This is a genomic window from Mucilaginibacter angelicae (genome assembly GCF_042434235.1).
GTDB classification, from domain to species: Bacteria; Bacteroidota; Bacteroidia; order Sphingobacteriales; family Sphingobacteriaceae; genus Mucilaginibacter; species Mucilaginibacter angelicae.
The window spans coordinates 721,920-739,562 of record NZ_JBHLTS010000022.1; the positions used below are offsets into that span (position 1 = coordinate 721,920).

At 41.4% G+C, this 17,643-nt stretch carries 13 protein-coding genes; 5 read left to right on the forward strand and 8 right to left on the reverse strand.

Annotated features, from left to right (window positions below):
- Nucleotides 1-8 precede the first annotated feature (8 nt).
- Nucleotides 9-1,100 (reverse strand): zinc-binding dehydrogenase, encoded by a 1,092-nt coding sequence (locus ACFFGT_RS15165; RefSeq protein ID WP_377023377.1) that lies wholly within the window; start codon nucleotides 1,098-1,100, stop codon nucleotides 9-11.
- Nucleotides 1,066-2,358, reverse strand: a complete 1,293-nt coding sequence (locus ACFFGT_RS15170) for a DUF5690 family protein (RefSeq protein ID WP_377023378.1) — start codon at nucleotides 2,356-2,358, stop codon at nucleotides 1,066-1,068. The genes ACFFGT_RS15165 and ACFFGT_RS15170 overlap by 35 nt, the downstream gene beginning before the upstream one ends.
- A gap of 307 nt (nucleotides 2,359-2,665) precedes the next feature.
- Here ACFFGT_RS15170 and ACFFGT_RS15175 point away from each other — a divergent pair, with 307 nt between their 5' ends.
- Nucleotides 2,666-6,988 (forward strand): hypothetical protein, encoded by a 4,323-nt coding sequence (locus ACFFGT_RS15175; protein WP_377023379.1) that lies wholly within the window; start codon nucleotides 2,666-2,668, stop codon nucleotides 6,986-6,988.
- 437 nt (nucleotides 6,989-7,425) lie between these two features.
- On the forward strand, nucleotides 7,426-7,989 hold the full coding sequence (locus ACFFGT_RS15180) for a dihydrofolate reductase family protein (RefSeq protein ID WP_377023380.1): 564 nt from the start codon (nucleotides 7,426-7,428) through the stop codon (nucleotides 7,987-7,989).
- 23 nt (nucleotides 7,990-8,012) lie between these two features.
- Here the strand turns inward: ACFFGT_RS15180 and ACFFGT_RS15185 are convergent, their stop codons facing one another.
- Nucleotides 8,013-8,594 carry a TetR/AcrR family transcriptional regulator gene (locus tag ACFFGT_RS15185; RefSeq protein WP_377023381.1) on the reverse strand — a complete coding sequence of 194 codons (582 nt, stop codon included), beginning with the start codon at nucleotides 8,592-8,594 and terminating at the stop codon, nucleotides 8,013-8,015.
- 131 nt (nucleotides 8,595-8,725) lie between these two features.
- Between ACFFGT_RS15185 and ACFFGT_RS15190 the strand changes: the two genes are divergently transcribed.
- Nucleotides 8,726-9,526 carry an SDR family NAD(P)-dependent oxidoreductase gene (locus ACFFGT_RS15190; protein WP_377023382.1) on the forward strand — a complete coding sequence of 267 codons (801 nt, stop codon included), beginning with the start codon at nucleotides 8,726-8,728 and terminating at the stop codon, nucleotides 9,524-9,526.
- Nucleotides 9,527-9,636: 110 nt separating this feature from the next.
- On the opposite strand, the gene ACFFGT_RS15195 is transcribed toward ACFFGT_RS15190, so the two are convergent.
- Both ACFFGT_RS15195 and ACFFGT_RS15200 read right to left on the reverse strand, forming a co-directional pair.
- Nucleotides 9,637-11,019, reverse strand: coding sequence for a right-handed parallel beta-helix repeat-containing protein (locus tag ACFFGT_RS15195; protein WP_377023383.1), 1,383 nt, complete (start codon nucleotides 11,017-11,019; stop codon nucleotides 9,637-9,639).
- A 165-nt stretch (nucleotides 11,020-11,184) separates the two neighbouring features.
- A complete protein-coding gene (locus ACFFGT_RS15200) occupies nucleotides 11,185-12,486 on the reverse strand; it encodes a hypothetical protein (protein ID WP_377023384.1) in 1,302 nt (433 codons plus the stop codon).
- Between the two features lie 594 nt (nucleotides 12,487-13,080).
- Here ACFFGT_RS15200 and ACFFGT_RS15205 point away from each other — a divergent pair.
- The gene (locus ACFFGT_RS15205) at nucleotides 13,081-13,812 is read left to right on the forward strand and encodes a GntR family transcriptional regulator (RefSeq protein ID WP_377023385.1); all 732 of its coding nucleotides are present in this window, start codon (nucleotides 13,081-13,083) and stop codon (nucleotides 13,810-13,812) included.
- A 348-nt stretch (nucleotides 13,813-14,160) separates the two neighbouring features.
- Here the strand turns inward: ACFFGT_RS15205 and ACFFGT_RS15210 are convergent, their stop codons facing one another.
- On the reverse strand, nucleotides 14,161-15,432 hold the full coding sequence (locus ACFFGT_RS15210; RefSeq protein ID WP_377023386.1) for a formylglycine-generating enzyme family protein: 1,272 nt from the start codon (nucleotides 15,430-15,432) through the stop codon (nucleotides 14,161-14,163).
- 148 nt (nucleotides 15,433-15,580) lie between these two features.
- Here ACFFGT_RS15210 and ACFFGT_RS15215 point away from each other — a divergent pair, with 148 nt between their 5' ends.
- Nucleotides 15,581-16,624 (forward strand): S66 peptidase family protein, encoded by a 1,044-nt coding sequence (locus ACFFGT_RS15215; RefSeq protein WP_377023387.1) that lies wholly within the window; start codon nucleotides 15,581-15,583, stop codon nucleotides 16,622-16,624.
- Between the two features lie 17 nt (nucleotides 16,625-16,641).
- Here ACFFGT_RS15215 and ACFFGT_RS15220 read toward each other — a convergent pair whose 3' ends face one another.
- The gene (locus tag ACFFGT_RS15220) at nucleotides 16,642-17,301 is read right to left on the reverse strand and encodes an SdpI family protein (RefSeq protein ID WP_377023388.1); all 660 of its coding nucleotides are present in this window, start codon (nucleotides 17,299-17,301) and stop codon (nucleotides 16,642-16,644) included.
- 1 nt (nucleotide 17,302) lies between these two features.
- Complete coding sequence (locus tag ACFFGT_RS15225) at nucleotides 17,303-17,572, reverse strand: autorepressor SdpR family transcription factor (protein WP_377023389.1); 270 nt, start codon at nucleotides 17,570-17,572, stop codon at nucleotides 17,303-17,305.
- Between the last annotated feature and the right edge of the window lie 71 nt (nucleotides 17,573-17,643).

Here is a 17,643-nt window from a genome sequence, read left to right on the forward strand (position 1 = left end):
TTGATTGTTTAGCTAATAGTGACCCCTACCCGTACCGGCTTAATTTCAGCAGCGTACCGGAAAGCATTGTCCACTTCATCAAGGGTAAATTCTTTTTCTACAAGTTTTTCAAAAGGATATTTGCGATAGTTGTTTTCAATAAAGATGGCGGCGTTCAAAAAGTCGTCATAATTGTAATTATGGAGCCCTTTTATTCCAAGTACACGGCGTACTATCCGTTGCGCATCAACAGGTACCGGAGCAGCCGGAAAAACAGCCCCTATCCAAATGGCGGTGCCGCCAAGTGCAAGCGACTCAACACCGGCTTTCATCGCCTCCGGATGGCCGGTCATATCAAATACAAGATCAGCATCGGGCCATGCAAAACCCTCACTATTGTTATTTTGCGCAAAGGTAAACATTTCATCAGCACCGAATTTTGGCCCCCAGGTAAGGCGCGCCTCATCATTATCAATAAGTCCTACCCATTTAGCGCCCGCTTCGCGACACATAGCCACACAAGAGATCCCCAGCAGGCCTGAGCCAAAAACAAGCACGTTTTTACCTGCTATATCACCTGCTACCCGCAGCGCACCTGTTACAGTAGCATGTGCACAACTGATAGTTGCTGCAACTTTTAAGGGAATTTCAGGAGATATTTTCAGAAAGGCGGTATTAGGCTTTAATACACAATAATCAGCAAGGCCGCCGTTAAACAGGTCGTCCTGTTTTGCCGGTGCATGCCCGTATTTAAATAATTGTTCGCTTTTTTGCGGCAGATCCGGCCTTGGCGCTTCAACCCCGGGCGGCACAGCAAAAATAGACCAGGTAACCCGGTCTCCCACTGCTACGGTTTCGCCACGGAGATCAGTGACTACCTCTCCCTGGGGCAACCACAGTATATCACCTACAATTTCATGTCCTAAAACTACCTCATCTGGTTCTTTGCGGTGCCCGCAAAAGGTATGAATATCGCTGCCACAAAGTGTGGTATAGCGGTTTCTGACCACTATCGACTCCTTATCGGGGTAAATATTCCCTTCAACCGTACGGAAGGGTTTTCCGGTGCCCTCAAACACGATAGCCTTACCCGGCGGAAAGTTTGGCGTTTCTTTGTACATAAGGTTTTAATTTTGTTTTAAAGTATAAATAACTGAACAGCACCAGCAACAACCCCGCAATACCAAGGAACAGGCATATTTGTAAAAACAGCGATAGTATGGAATCTGCCGTGTGCGTAAAATACCGTAAAAACATCAGGCCGATATAACCCGTATACCCAACCGAGTCAACCACGTACATCAGGAAGCTTACCGTTGCGTGCTCGCGGGTAATAGCGATAAGCCGCTCAAAAATAACCGCATGTACGGCTACATAGGGCAAATAAACCCCCAATCCAACCAATACCATAAAAGTAAATTTGCCCATCCCCCCGTATAGGCCGGTTAAAGCCAGCAGCAGGATAAGGAAACCGGTAAAAGTGGTGAACATTGAAAGGCTGAATGCCTGGTAGTGGTTTTTGATGAGCACCGCAAGGCCCGTGATCAGGATAACACAGAATGAAACTATCAATTCGGAAGTTGTGAACAATTGTGGGGTTTGTTTATATCCAAGGCCCGCCCATAACTCAAGGGCAAAATCGGCCCGTACGCTACGCAGTAAAGTAACAAACAGGTAAATGGCGATAATGGCTATTAAACCCGGCGTGTATTTATTAAAGAAGTGCCAGCGATCGGCAGCGGTCATCGGTTCTCTTGCCGAGCGCGAACTAATATCCATGTCGGAGGGACGGGGAACACAGGCCAGCATCGCAATAAATAACAATGCCGGCAACAGAAACACCAGGCCGGCAACAAATGGCATCCAGTTTTCATTAACGCCAACGGTCAGAAGAAAGGCGCCTACCGATTTTGATACCCCATCCGACAGGATAAAACTTGCGCAAAGCCCGGCAATCAAAAATTCTGTTTGTTTGCGTCCCTCTAAAAAACTGAGCACTAAACCAAATATTACCCCTAAAGGCAGACCATTCAATAACATGAACATTAAATTCCATGGACGCGGCGCCAAAGCAAAAAGCAATAACATGGCTTCAGCAAACCCTATCAGGGCGATGATGGTCCCGATGCGCCTTGAGGGCCTTATCTCTGATACGAATTTAATACCTATCCATTTTGCAAGCACATAGCCAATGGTTTGGGCAATGATCATCCCGAATTTGTAACTTAAACCCCATAAACCAGCGTCTGTGTAAGCTGCGGCGGTATAGGGTTTCCTGTAGCCATACATACAAAAGTAGGTACCGAATGCCGCGATCAATGACCATGCAGGATTCCCAAATATCTTCTTTAATCGATCAGAACTGTTTTGGAAATACATTTTTTGACTCAGGTAAATAATGTTTAGCAAAACTAAACAAAGTTTACTAAAGCAATGCTTAATACATGTTAAGTTTATATTATCAATTAATTTTTTAAGCTCCTGACAGCCTGAAACGTAAAACCCGACATAAAAAAACGTAAAAACACGCTTGCATTAGCCACCGGCGCCAATTACTTTTATAAAATACTCATTATCAGAATACTAATGTAACTGCCGATATTTTTTGACTGTAGAAGTCAATATTTTCTACTGACACTCTCTGGTTTTGGCCCTGGTTCGACAAAAGTTTTTAATAGCCTAAATTATGTTCAAATTCCCCGCTATAGGTAAAAACCAGATGGTTGCTATTGTCACTTTCCTTACATTGATCATGTTAGGGGTAAGTTACTTTTACATATACATACCGGCTAATGAAAAAATAGTACAGGAGCGGCGGTTTCGCTGCCTGCAAAATATCAATATCAATATCCACTCAAAAATTGTAAACAGCACCTGGATGCTGAATAACTTCCTGAAAACCTTTCCTTATGATGATCAACTACAGGATTATCTGAGCAATTATCCCAGAACCAATTTCACTTTACTGCCTGTAACAAGCCGTCTTAACCTACTGACAACTAAAAAATTGCCACAAGCAACCAAAGTTAACTGGACAGACAGCACAGTTAAAATTAATACAAACGTATCTGTGCAGCAGCTAACGATATTTCTCAGCAAAAGAATAGCTGTAAAAAAACAATATGACACCATAAGCATGGGCATTCAATACGGCTTTGATCATTTTATCAAACCGCTCCTGGTGCCGGATGTTTTTGACAATTATATTGTTTTTAACTGCAACATATCGGGCAATAATAAAACCTACGACAACATCGTTTACGAAACCTTCCCGTCGGGCTTAAGTTACCAGTCAAAAGACTCATTATTAACCTTTAAAAACAAAATAAGCAGTCCCGGACTACGCGTTTTAAACATTGGCGGAAAAGATTACCGGGCATTTTCACAGCCCGTTAACCTTGATGGTAAAAACCAATTGATCATAGTTGGCTTAGTACCGGGCAAAAGCTATGACCAGGAACGGAAACGGCTGCCGCTTGTGGTTGTGCTGTTACTGTTAACCCTTGCCACAGGTACTATTATATCCTTACCATGGATAAAGCTTTACCATACAGGCAATAAGGATAAACTCACTGCAACCGATGGCATTGCATCTGTATTGGTTGCAATACTGATGATGGCGCTTACCTTTTTTGTGTTTATGTATTTTGTACTTTTTACAAATACGCACGGCAAAATATCAACATCGTCAAAATCATTGGCAAATAGTATCTCTAACGCCTTTTCTGCTGAACTGGAAAATGCCTATCAAACACTCCAGAATTTTGACTGGCAATCACAAGTTTATGCAAATGATGATATCGCTAATCTTGGCAAACCAAATTTAAAGTTCAGATCAGGATTATGGCCCAGGGAATGTTATTTGGAAAGCAGGGATAAATTAAACGCTATTGCTAAGCCAACCGCATTGGAAGAGGCCTTTTGGATTGATTCGACCGGGAAAGAACTCCTTAACTGGACTACAGACAGCGTCTACACCCCCCACAGCAATTTAGGCTGGCGCGACTATTTCAAAAAGATCAGAAACAACAATACCTACAAGTTTAACGGTCATGAATTATATCTTGATCAGATCTTTTCTGTTACCAACGAAACCTTCAGATCAGTAATCGCCATAAAGTCATCTTCAAAACTGAGCCAGCCGGCTGCTGTGGCAGCAATGACGTTTACAATGAAAAGTTTAGACCATGTTATAATGCCTGATGGCTATCAGTTTGCCATTATTAACAATAGCGGTAAGGTGTTGTACCATAGCATAACCACCAGAAACCTGAATGAGAACCTGAAGAGCGAATTTGCCGACAGCACTAACCTGGTAAGTTGCCTGGAGGCAAAATCTGACACAGGATTTGCAGCAGCATATTACGGGCGGGAATTGAATATTAAAATTAAACCGGTAAAAGACCTGCCTTATTTTGTAGTAATATTTGAAAGCCAGGAATATAATGACAATCGTGATATGCAGGCCTATGCCTTTACAATAGCTATGCTGACATTCCTGCTGATATTTCTCATTATACAATTTGCCATTGTATTTTTTGTATCTGCCAAACGGTCATTTTTTAAAAAGCAGCTTTTTGAAACTTCGTGGATAGGGCCCAAAAGATGTTTTCACCGGCAATACAACCTCATTATTGGTATTAACCTGGTTGTCATTGCGTGCATGCTCCTGAGCATTGATCAAAACTCGTTTCTGAAATCATTATTTGCCATCCTGTTTTCTATTACGTTCATAGGTATTGTTCCCAATATTTTGTTTGCCATTGATTACCGGAAAGACAAAAGCTACAATTTCAATTTTAAGCTGTATGCCATTGTATGGCTGCTGGTGTTTGTTTTGCTCATTGATGTTGCAGCAGCAAAAACACTGACAGCACACCATTTAAATATGTTGTTTTTATATGAGGCAGGAATAACCTTGTTTGTTTTTATAGTTATCTCTGCTATCTATATCGAGACATGCAATAATTGGATAACAAATAAAACACAGTTATACCAGCCCAAACTACTAATATCTATCAGAGCGTTAAGAAAGCTTGATACCCCTTTCTGGACTTATACACATAGTTTCGCCTTTATGGCTACTACACGCCTGGTTATTACAAGCGGCATCCCCGTGGCTTTCTTTTTTATTTATTCATCCAACTATGAACAAAATTTAGAAACCCGGTATAAACAGTTTCATTTTGCCAAGGATTTAGTTCAAAAAACGCCCAAAAATATCATTGAAACCGGTAAACTTCCACAGGGTGTTTACATTGACAGTTCGTTTATCAATGAACACAGTATTATCTCTCAGGAAAAACAGATTGACAGCATTAAACGCAATAACCGGTACCTTAAAGAAGATTTCCTGACTGTACAATTATTAAGTGCCTTTAAGCTTCAGGTAAAAGACATCGAAATAAAAAGCAATAACATGATCTATGCAACTGTTGGTTCTGATGCTTTTTTCAACAAACTCACAAACACCAATGATACATCAACAAGCACAATTTACAAGTTAGGTAAAAATGCTTTCCTCAACCTTAACTCGGCCGGTCTCGGCTACCATCCATCCTTTGATGCCGTATTTCAATTACATTATTTTATACCCCTTTTTGTACTTGTGCTGCTGGTTATCGGTTTCTTTTATATGATCCACAATGTAATAAGGAAATTATTTGCGCTTGGGTTACCCCTTCAGGATGGCTGGCGGGAAATGGACGAACAATTACTGCTTGACGACAGACTTAACTCCCTGTTATTGATAGTAGGCCCTCCGGGTTCAGGAAAATTAAAGAACATACAGAACAAAATAAAAAACAGGCTATTTAAAGACAAACACGGCAAACCCCTATTATACAGTGAAGGCACAAAGCCCGACGACAATGTATACATTGCTGATATGATCAGGATCCCGACAGAAAATGGCGACACGGATGAGGATTGGAAAAAATGCAAGGCAGATGCATTAAAAAAGAGCAACAAACTTGTTATTATAAACCACTTCGAATACAACATTAAAGACTCCCAAACCAATAGTATAAAGCTCAATTTCCTGGAATCGCTGATGCTGCAGGGCAAAAGCAAGATCATGATCATTTCAACAGTTCACCCGCTCACTTTTCTTGATTCATTTACAGAGGAACAAAGGAAAAACAATGCCGATAAACCGCAAAATGCAGAAACTACCAATACAGCAAAGCGGAGCAGCAATGTATCAGAAAGTGAACTGGAAAGGTGGCATGTATTGCTGGGGCATTTCCGTATAATTATCCAGCCCTTGTTCGGTGTTGGCGACCGGTTAAGGAAGAAGAAGAAAAATGCAGTTATGAAGATGCCCTGCAAGCCATCGGAACGGGAATGGCGTTTACATTATTCGCGCAGGGTAAAATTAAAAGAAATGCCGGCAGTACCCGGGTTACCTAAGAATATGATCAATTTAAGGCACAGTATAACGGAAGAAACCCGCTACACGCACTATCTTCATCAAATGAAAGAAAAGGCTATGGATACCTTGCCGTTACTCAATGACGAAGGCGTTGGTATTGCAAGCGACACTTTGATTTTTAAGATGCAGATCAGTTCGCACTATTTTTATACCTACATATGGCAATCGCTTACCAAAGAGGAAAAGGTATTGCTTTATGACCTGGCCGAAGACGGACTGGTTAACCCCTATGACGATTATAACCTGAGCATGCTCATATATAAAGGCCTTATCACCAGGGCACAGGGAACCCTGATGCTGTTTAATAAGGGCTTCCGTAACTACATCCTCACAGCTATTGGTAACAGCGAGGTTGAACGTATTAAAGCCCAGGTAAAAGATACAGGCAACTGGAGCAGTTTAAAAGTCCCTTTAAATCTCTCTATAGTAGGCATACTGATTTTCCTGATTGTATCGCAGCAGGAAGCTTACTCGCAGATACTAACTTATATTACTGCACTTGGCGCAGGGATCCCGGCTGTTTTAAAGGTTCTTTCTTTGCTCGGCAGTAATAGCAATACACAAAAAACTGCATAGGTTATAATACGTGTCTGTCAATTTGCAGGTCCGTATTAATAAATCACTGCAACGCCGTTAATTTCTCATTATTTGATGAAGTAAATTCCGAAGACAATTGCAAAGAAAATAGCATAAAAAAGTAGAGCAAGGATAATAACAATACAGCCTACTAATAACAAACGGGGATTACTATATTCCTGATTACTCATAACTCAAGGCTTTTATACTAAAGTATACGGATATATAGTGCTTCCGGTTGTATACTATTGAAAGTTTGCATCTTAATTGGCATTTCATTTATTGAACAAGCTATATTAATACCGTCATTTGGCATCGATAATTGGTTTTTATAAATTTGTCTGGAGGCCATTAAGTTACTAATTTTTATGATATCCTCATAAACAGGTTATCTGCCCAACCAATTACAGCCCGCTACAGCTATCAATAATGCACAAATGACTACTCACCCATTTAAAATAACCATCCATATGGTCTCAAGCCTCGATGGTTACATTGCAAAAAAAGACAATAGCATCTCCTGGTTTGAAACATCAGATAACTACGAGAAAGGGGTTACTGTTACAGAACAGGATGCTGCGGAGTTTCTTAAAAAGATAGATTGCTATATCATGGGCTCCCGCACCTATGAACTCGCGCTTGAACTTTCAAAATTGTATGGGTGGGCTTATGGAGATGTGCCGACTATTGTATTAACTCACAGAGCGCTGCCGGTTGAAAGAGAGAACGTTGAAATTTATTCCGGCGATTTAAACACGTTTGTAAACGAACAACTAAAACCAAACTACAGTAATGTATGGCTTGTAGGCGGCGCTGAGCTTGCTAAAGATTTCCTTCGATTAAACCTGGCAGATGAAATAAGGCAATCAATACTGCCGATTATTTTGGGCGACGGAACACCATTTTTTGATCAGATTGGCCAAGAAAAAACACTACATCTAAAAAACGTAACAGCCTATAAAAACGGAGTGGTGGAACTATGTTATGAAATAATAAAATAGCATATCTGCTCAACAACTTTGCGTTATTGATTACAGATGAGTTTTGCAGCCTCTTTTGCCAACCTAACCGATTGGGAATTTCCAGTTGCCTTACTTCGGATAATTGCCCCTTCAAAAAGCATCACCACCTGTATAGCCGCTGATTTGCTATTTGTTACGTTTCCCTCTTCTAAATAAAGCTCAATAAGTTGCTGAACCGCCGCAACATAAGCCTCATAAGCTGCTTCTATTTCCCTGGCCTTGTTTGCATATTCGGTTTTGGCATTCATTGCAAAACACCCATCTAACATTCCTGAATCAACCAATTCGGCCAAAAAATCAAAAAGCACTAATATCTTCTCTACAGGATTTTTCAAAGTCGATTTTTTAAGGTAGCCGGAAATCGTCTCATACCTCATTGCATGATAATAATCAATGGTCGCCACAATCAGGCCTTCTTTAGATGTAAAATGCTTGTATAGTGTGCGTTTGGAAATACCGGTACCTTCTGCAATAGTATCTACCCCTGTAGCATGAAAGCCATTTTTATAAAAAAGATCATAGGCGTATTTAATCATTTCATCCCGTTTTAAGGATTTTGAAGCTGGTTCCAATTCTTTATTCACAATCAGTAATATTTTATTGCAAATGTAAACAAACCTGTTTACATTTGCAATGTGTAAACAGATCAGTTTACTATCTCTTCATAAAAATATAAGCACTGATCAAAATAATCAACAATTTAAAAACACTCAAAATGAACGGAAACAAAGAAATGGGGACTGCAGTAGTAACTGGAGCATCTTCAGGCCTCGGCGAAGTATTTGCCGAAAGATTGGCCAAACGCGGCTATAATTTAAAACTGGTTGCGCGCCGTAAAGACAGGCTGGAAAGTATTGCAGATAAGCTGCAAAGCAAGTATGGTATAACGGTTACCAACCTGGTTGCAGACCTCGGCTCGGAAACAGACCTAAAAAACGTGGTTAATGACTTATCTGCTGATAAAAGTATTACCCTGCTTATAAACAATGCGGGCACCTCTACACTTGCATCAACCACAACAACCAGTGTAGCAAAACAAAAGGCTATGGTTGATGTAAATATTACCGCCTTAATGCTGCTGTCGAATGCGGTTATACCCAATTTTGTCGAAAAAAATGAGGGCACCTTAATCAATATAGCTTCTGTACTGGGATTTTATTCATTACCAATCAGCGCGGTTTATAGCGGTACAAAAGGTTTTGTAGTTCAATATACCCATGGGTTGCAGGAAGAGTTAAAAGGAACAAATATTAGGGTTCAATTGGTAAATCCTGCTACTACGGCAACAGAAATATGGGAAGTTGGCGGAGTTCCGCTATCTGCATTAGATCAGGCTACAATTATGACAACCGAAAATTGTGTTGATGCAGCCCTTTCCGGATTAGATCAGGGTGAGCTGGCCACACACCCATCAGTAAATGATCAAAAATTAATTGACGCTTATGAAGATGCCCGGATCAAATTATTCCAGGGCTCACAAAGCGGCAGGCCTGCTGATCGTTATATCCAAAACTAACCGGGCAAAAAACCAGTTTGAAGATTTGTATAGTAACTATCAAAAGCAAAAGCTCCTTAGCACTAACCAGGGAGCTTTTGCTTTTGTATAAAAAAGCTACCGGCAATATATTAATACTCCGTACCCCCAATATCAAAAGCAGTACCCGAAGGCCGTGCGGCGCCGAAATAATCAGCTTTTACACCGTATGATAAAACATTTGCCCCTTTATCAATAAGCGGTGATGAGGGCAGTAAGTGGAACTCATCTTTGTTAAAATTCACATACATGCAAACACTTATATCTGTATTTACATAGTTATTTGAAGCAGTAAGCTTAACATCACTGCTCTTTCTAATTATGGCCTCTAAGGATGCCGACTGTATAATAACGTTGTTGATAACGGTATTCATCGGGATAGTTTCGGAGTTTAATTTTATACCCCCCAAAGCCGAACCAACAATGGTATTATTAATAAACTGAAAGTTGGGGCCGGGGGTATATCGTGAATCTGCAAAAATGCCGTAAGCTTTTGAATTTACAATATAGTTATTGTACACGAGGTTGTCTCCCAGTCCAAGAACTATAATACCATTGCCGGGAGCATTTTTAATCAGGTTATTATAACATTTGCCGCCGGTACCTTCCCCTATTTGTATACCGTTATCCTGGTAAGCAGCAAACGGACTTTGTCCCGGATTTTTAACCGTATTATTATAAACTTCGCAGGTTGAAGTAGCACTGCCAACCTGGATCCCTTCAGAACCTGTTGAATCAACAAGATTTCTGTGGATCTTAAGATTGGCCACATCATGGGGCAAAACCGTACCACAGGAAGTCGAAACCCCATCTTCATAAAAAGAATTTCCTACATAAAGCCCTTCACCGCCGGTTTTATGAACATAATTATCATGAATTACTACGTTTCTCATAGTAAAATGACCGCGCCATGTAGCAGGATCACATGATGGATCTGTTTTTGCCATGATCCCGGCAAACCCGCTGTTACGGACTTCAACAAAAGCAATTTCAAAATCCGAACTCAGATCATCCATTGTCATACCGATATTTCCGCCGTTTACATCAAACCCGTACCTGATTGTGGGAAAGCCATTCCCCAGCACCTTAAAGTACTGGCAATTTTGAGTCTTAAATGCGTATGAAGCTGTGGTTTCGGCAGTAAATGACACCCTGCCTCCCTGGTTAACAACAAGGATAGGAGCTGCGGCCGTTCCCTTAAAATTTTTAAGCAATAAAGAGCCTCTTTTGCCTGCAGGGATATATATTATAGCCCCTGCAGGGATACTGCTCCCATCAACCATCCACTCGGTAGTTTTAACCGTATAAGTATAGTTAGTTACCTCCTGTGTGTTTAAACTTTGCTTTGCGGTATTCTGTTCCGGAATTTGGGCTGCCGGTTTTTCAATTTTATTTACGCTTTTTGAACACATCGCAAAGCTTGATATAATCAATGCCCCTGCTATTATGCGGATCAAGTAATTGCTATTTCCCATTTATGAATCTAAAAGTATCCTGATTATTGAATTAAAATTCCCGATAACCGACTTATCTGCACTGCGCAGAATCTCGTGTTATACGTCAAATTTTTAATATTGTTGCCTGGCAATTATCACAGCAAACTACAGCATCGGGAGGTTTTATTAAAACAGGTAATTATTTTACTTATGCACTTTTGCCCAATCGCGCAACCTGGTTATAGCCGAGTAAAGCACACCGGCTTCCCCCCTAAAATCGCCGGAACCTTTCGCCTCGCCTGTTTTTACATCATACCATTCAAAAAAACCTTTATTTTTTAGTACGCGGTCAATCATTGGGCTCAACTCATTACAGGCCTCATTTGCCATATTGTTTTCAATTAAGGGAGCAATCATGCGGCCGCCAAACCATGTCCAATCGCCGCCGTTTTGGTAGGTGAACGGTGGCATATTCGGAAACTCTTCAAGGGGATAAGGCGGGTAAACGGTGAGACCGATAGTAGCATATTTTTCCTGCGAGGCAGCTTTCAAAAACTGATTGTTTATATCGATGATCTCCTTTGGAGTATTCAAACCGGCTTGTATTGCACATATAGTGCCGCCAAGGTAAAGGATCTGTTTTTCATTAAATAATGGTGGAAAAGGCGAGCCATCAAGATAGATGTGCGGGATATACTTGCCTGCTTTTGCATCCCATAAGTGACTTCTGGCGCTGAGTTTCATTTCTATGGCTAAATCGCCCCAATACCTGGTTGCTTTATAACCGGCAGGCTTCATAGCCAAAAAATCATGTATAGCCATTAAAAACATGGCATTATCATAAATATCAATGGCCCATTTTGTTTTGTCGTTGATAGCTACGCCCCAGCCTTTTTGGGTTTGCACGTCGCCCCAGTCAACCGTAGTGGCGCCGATAACCAAACCATACTTAACCGACCAGCGCTCTTTCCTAACGTAGTTCATGGCATCTTCCATCCGCTGCTTTACTGTACGCCCACCAATGGTATCTGTCAAAATGCTTTTATCTCCGGTTATATCGATATACTTTTTTACCGCCTGGATCAGTGAGGATTCTTGGTCGGTTTCAACAGTGTTTTTATGGATAGCCCAACCAGGCGCCAGGTCAGAATACAGATATTGATACCCTACGTTTGCCTGGTCTTTATGAATAGCGCCGTCGGGAATATTACCGTCTTTACCCTGGATCTTAAAAAACAGCAACAGTTTATCTTTAACCTCATCCCTGCCGCGTGCACGCAGCGAACCCTCAATAAAAGTGTTAAAATCGCGGATCCAGATCTCGCCGTATGAAGTACCAGCCGTAAAGCCGGTTAGCAAACGCAATGCCCGTGCTTCAACTGTATCCAAACGGCTGTCGTTCATGATCTTGTTTGCCAGCTCCTTTTGAGATGCGGGACTTTGCGCTAACAGGGCTCCCGGAACAGTTAGTGTAATAAATAGCAGTAATGTTTTTAGTAAATTCATCGAAGACAATAATCAGGTAAATTTATAAGTAATTAAAGATTATTTGCCTGCACCTTATGTTTTAGATCTATAGCTCCCTGCATACTATACATTTATTAAAACTTACTTCTCTTTATTTATTGCGATAAAACTGCAATAATACCAAAACAACAAAACAGTTATTTGTATGAACATTTAATTTCAAAAGCCCTGAAAAGCAATTACCCAATAGAAATAACCGCTAATAGTTAAGCAAATAAAAATAAATCAAATCACTATGCGCAATATCATTATTAAAAAAAATCCCCGGAGGGGGAACAGGTTTGTAGCAACATAGATATAGAAAATAACCGTGCCAGAGGTACGGAACACCGGAGTTGTGTACCTCTGGCACACTAAAAATTCATTCATTTTATTTCTACAAACCTTTTGCACCTCTGGTGCAACCTGTCAATTTCTTAAATAGTGACATTGCACTATACTTCTAACACACTATACAATCTAATTCATTGTATACAAAAAATTATAAACACCGGCTTAAATCATGTAAATACATAGTTCAGCTTTTTACTATCTTTACTGGAATTAAACTCATTAAGGTTAGTAAAAACCACTATGAAATTATCCATCGACCACAAAAGCCCTATACCTCTCCATATCCAGGCCGAGCAACTGCTTCGCGAACTGATTAAAGACCCTGCTTACCAGGCCGGCAAATTACTGCCTAACGAGGTTGAGCTGGCTAAAAAGCTGGCCATATCCCGCACAACCCTGCGCCAGGCAATTAACAAGCTGGTTTATGACGAGTTGCTGATCCGCAAAAAAGGCTTCGGCACCAAGGTTGCCAATTCAAAAATCAGCTCGAAATCAATGAACTGGCTTAGCTTTTCGCAGGAAATGAAAGCAAGGGGCATCAACGTAAAAAACTATGAGCTGCATGTAAGCTGGGTATTTCCGGATGAAAGCACTGCCAGTTTTTTTGATATCAGCACAGAGAAAAAAATCGTAAAAATGGAACGGTTGCGTGGCAGCAGCGATAATCCTTTTGTTTACTTCATATCCTATTTTCACCCGCGGATAGGCCTTACCGGGGAAGAAGATTTTAAACGCCCGCTTTACGAAATGCTTGAGGATGAATACTCCGCAATTGCAAACCTGTCAAAAGAGGAAATCAGCGCCCTTTCGGCAAATAAATTCATAGCAGGAAAGCTTGAAATTGAAACCGGCAGCCCTGTATTATTCAGAAAAAGATTTGTTTATGACCAGGGCGAGCGCCCTATGGAGTATAACCTTGGCTATTACAAAGCCGAAAGTTTTGTATACACCGTTGAAAGCCGCAGAACATAATCTTGTCCGTCATATTGAACTTCGCGTATTCCGGGACACTTCAAATACTGTAATTCATTGCCAATTATCCATCAACTAATTGCCATTTATAAAAAAATACCAATAAAAGTAATTTTTTCATATTAAGATGACAATAAATGTAAGGATTACACGTATATTTGCACCATCATGTGAATAGCTGACAGGCAGCGAGACCGGTTCGACCCCGGGTTTACATCTCTTCTCATAATTTAGGTTTATAATTGGTTAGAACGCATTCCTGCCCATCAGGAGTGCTTCTTTTTTTTATACCCTTTTTAAACTAAAAGCAGAGGGCATAAAGCTTAAAGCTATTATCCACATAGTAATTTAAAGTGATTTTGGAGCAACCCGCATTTGATTATTGCTTTGTTTAGCGTCCTGCACACACCGAAAGCCCACATGATTTGTTGCCGAACGATATTCACCTTTACCCCTTGAGCCTACCATATACCGTGTACAGTATTGATCGGTACACAAAAACGATCCCCCTCTTTGTACCTTCTTTTTTTGCCCGGGCTCCTGCGGATCTAATGAATTGGCCGGGCCTTTTGGATTATATGCAACTGTATTTGGATTAAAACTATTATAATAGTCACTACGGTACCAATCGGCACACCATTCCCAGGCATTGCCGGCCATATCATATAAACCATAAGCATTCGCCGGATATTTTTTCACGGGGCCAAGACCGGTTTCACCATCTTCGGCATTATCATGATCAGGGAAAGATCCCTGGAATGTATTGGCCATCCAACGCCCTTTTTGTTGTAACTGGTTGCCCCATGGGTACAGCTCGCCCGCTTTGCCTCCCCTTGCAGCAAACTCCCATTCGGCCTCGGTGGGCAGGCGCTTTCCGCTCCATTTGGCATAGGCAACGGCATCCTCCCAGGCCACTTGTACAACCGGGTAATCCTCTTTTTCCTTTAAATCAGAGCCCGGCCCAAGCGGGTGTCTCCAATCGGCCCCTTTTTGGTACGACCACCATTGCGAAATATCATTTAGAGGAACTTTCTGACTTGGAGGGGTAAAAACAACCGATCCTGCAACCAGATCTTCGGGCGGTACACCCGGAAATTCAGCTGCTGTGGGCTTTTGCTCCGCTACAGTTATATACCCGGTAGCTTTTACAAATTTGGCAAACTGGGCATTAGTCACCTCGGTTTTATCCATATAAAAACCATCAACAAATACCCGATGAACAGGCCTTGCATCGTCCATAGCTTCCATGCCGCCATCCGTCATTCCTGTTGGATTAATACCGCCCATGCTAAAAGTACCACCGGGAATCCAAGCCATATCTGCATTGGATTTCCCGGTTGTCACATTAACCACCGTAGGTTCAAACGCCTCGCCACCCTGGTGCATGTACAAAATACTATCCTCTTTGATCATCCCGTTTTTGGTGCAGGAAATAGCGGCCTTTATTTTATTGAAACCAGTCGCGGAGGCATTAGTCGCTCTACGTGAAATTGCAGTATCAGCTTCATTATGATTCTTATTACCGGCAGTGTGGCAACCCTGAAAAACCAACAACAATAACAGCAGTGCAGGCACTGTCAGTAATGCAATTCCATGAAATTGGCTGAGCTTAATTTTCATTAAATTCAAACTTAATGATCTTTATGCAAAGGCAAACGCGTTTTTTGTAAAGATTACGGGAGGTAGTTTAAAACACCATTTAATTATCTGGCTTGTGCCCCTACTTGTATCCCGTTTTTCATACTTTTATAAACCATGCTGCATCAAAATGCAGCAATACAAAATGGACAGAAAACGCTTCATCTCCTCTTTAGTAACTGCCGGTGCCGCATTATCAACCTCAAAGGCATGGGCAATTACGCCTGAAATTCCTTATGCCGGTACTCACCATAAAATCCCGCCCTATTTACAACCGGGCGATACTATCGGCATTACCAGCCCATCCGGATATATCAGCTTAGCTGATATTATGCCATCTGTGCAACTCATGAAAAGCTGGGGTTTCAAGATAGAGATTGGCGATAACACCGGCAAAAAGGATTTTATATACGGCGGAACCGATGAAGAACGCGCGGCAGACCTGCAGCAGATGCTCGACAACTCGGAGATTAAAGCCATTATGTGTGCAAGAGGTGGCTATGGATTGGTGAGGATCATTGACAGACTCAACTTCAGGCATTTTAAAAAGAACCCCAAATGGGTCATCGGCTTTAGCGATATCACCGCTTTGCATTGCCATATTAACCGCAATTTTGGAATTGCAACCATCCATTCAAAAATGTGCAACAGCTTTCCTGACGATTGGACAAAGGCCGACCCGATCCAGGTTGCTACAATTCAATCCATCAGGCAGGCCCTTGTTGGCGAAAGTCTTGATTATTCATCGCCTGCCGTTGTGCAAAACCGGACAGGCAAAGCCGAAGCACCCATAGTTGGCGGCAACCTGAGCCTGATCGCGACACTTTCGGGTACTCCGTCCGATCTGGATACCGATGGCAAGATCCTATTTATTGAAGATACGCATGAATACCTTTACAATATCGACCGCATGTTCTGGAACCTGAAACAAAGTGGCAAACTTTCGCGCCTGGCCGGATTAATTATCGGAGGTTTTCAGTTAAAGCCTGATATTGAAGGCGAAGAATTTGGCCGTACCATTTATGATATCGTTACCGAAAAAGTAAAAGAATACAGCTATCCTGTTTGCTTCGATTTTCCGGTAGGGCATCAAAAAAACAATTTCGCACTTAAATGCGGCGTACAGCACACACTTGAGGTAGGCGCAGAAGGTAGCACGCTAAAATCAATGTAATCTTTATTTTTCACACACTATTGCGGCCTGTGCTTTTTGAAATATACATAAGAGTATATAACCGGTACAAGTACCATTACCGCTACGCCGCTCATAAATACTGCCGTGCTCGCTTTTGCAGGCAGAAACAATACCAGCGCCGTTAAGGCCAAACCACCGGTGAACCAAAGCTTACCTGCAAGTCTGTGAGTAGCCCGCCAGGTGTCATTATCTTCCAGGGTCCATGGGGTACGGATGCCGGCGAAGTAGTTAGGTTTAATGCTGTGCATTACGTTACCAATAAAGGCCAGCAGCATGCCTATAATAGGCAATATCAGTTTATCAATTTTAAATTCGCTGTTTACTGTGGCAAAGGCTATGGCAATATCAAGCAGCGTCAAAAACACCACTATGCCAAAAGCAAGTTTTTGAAATGTAGCCTCACCATATTTTACATACTTTTTAGGGTCGATAGCAGGCAGATACTTCATCAGCAGGTATACCAATGCCGATGCACCCATCAAAATGGCTTGCGTACCAATAAATTCATCCTTGCTGCCATACCTGTCGGGCTTACCACCCATACCAAAATGTACCGGTACCGAAGCAGGGAGCGATGAATAAATATAAGCGATGTATGCAACAGGGAGCAGCCATATTAATAATGCGGCAGCATCAACCCAGGTAAACTTTTTCATTTTATTTATTGTTTTGTGATGATTTAAATTGCATGATCCATTTCAACATTTCGTCCATTACGGTAGTGTTGATCGAGTAATAAATAAACTGTCCCTCTTTTACCGAAACCACCAAACCCGCCTGCCGCAACAAGTCAAGATGATGCGAGATACTTGGCTTTGAGATAGAAAACTGGTCGGCAATATCACCGGCTGTCATGTCTTTATCTTTCAACAGTTCAAGTATTTCCCGTCGGGTGGGGTCGTTCAGTGCTTTAAACAGGGCATTCAAATTATTGGCTATTTATATATTTAGACAAATATCTAAATACTTTGTTACAAAAACAATTAAGTATAAAGTTA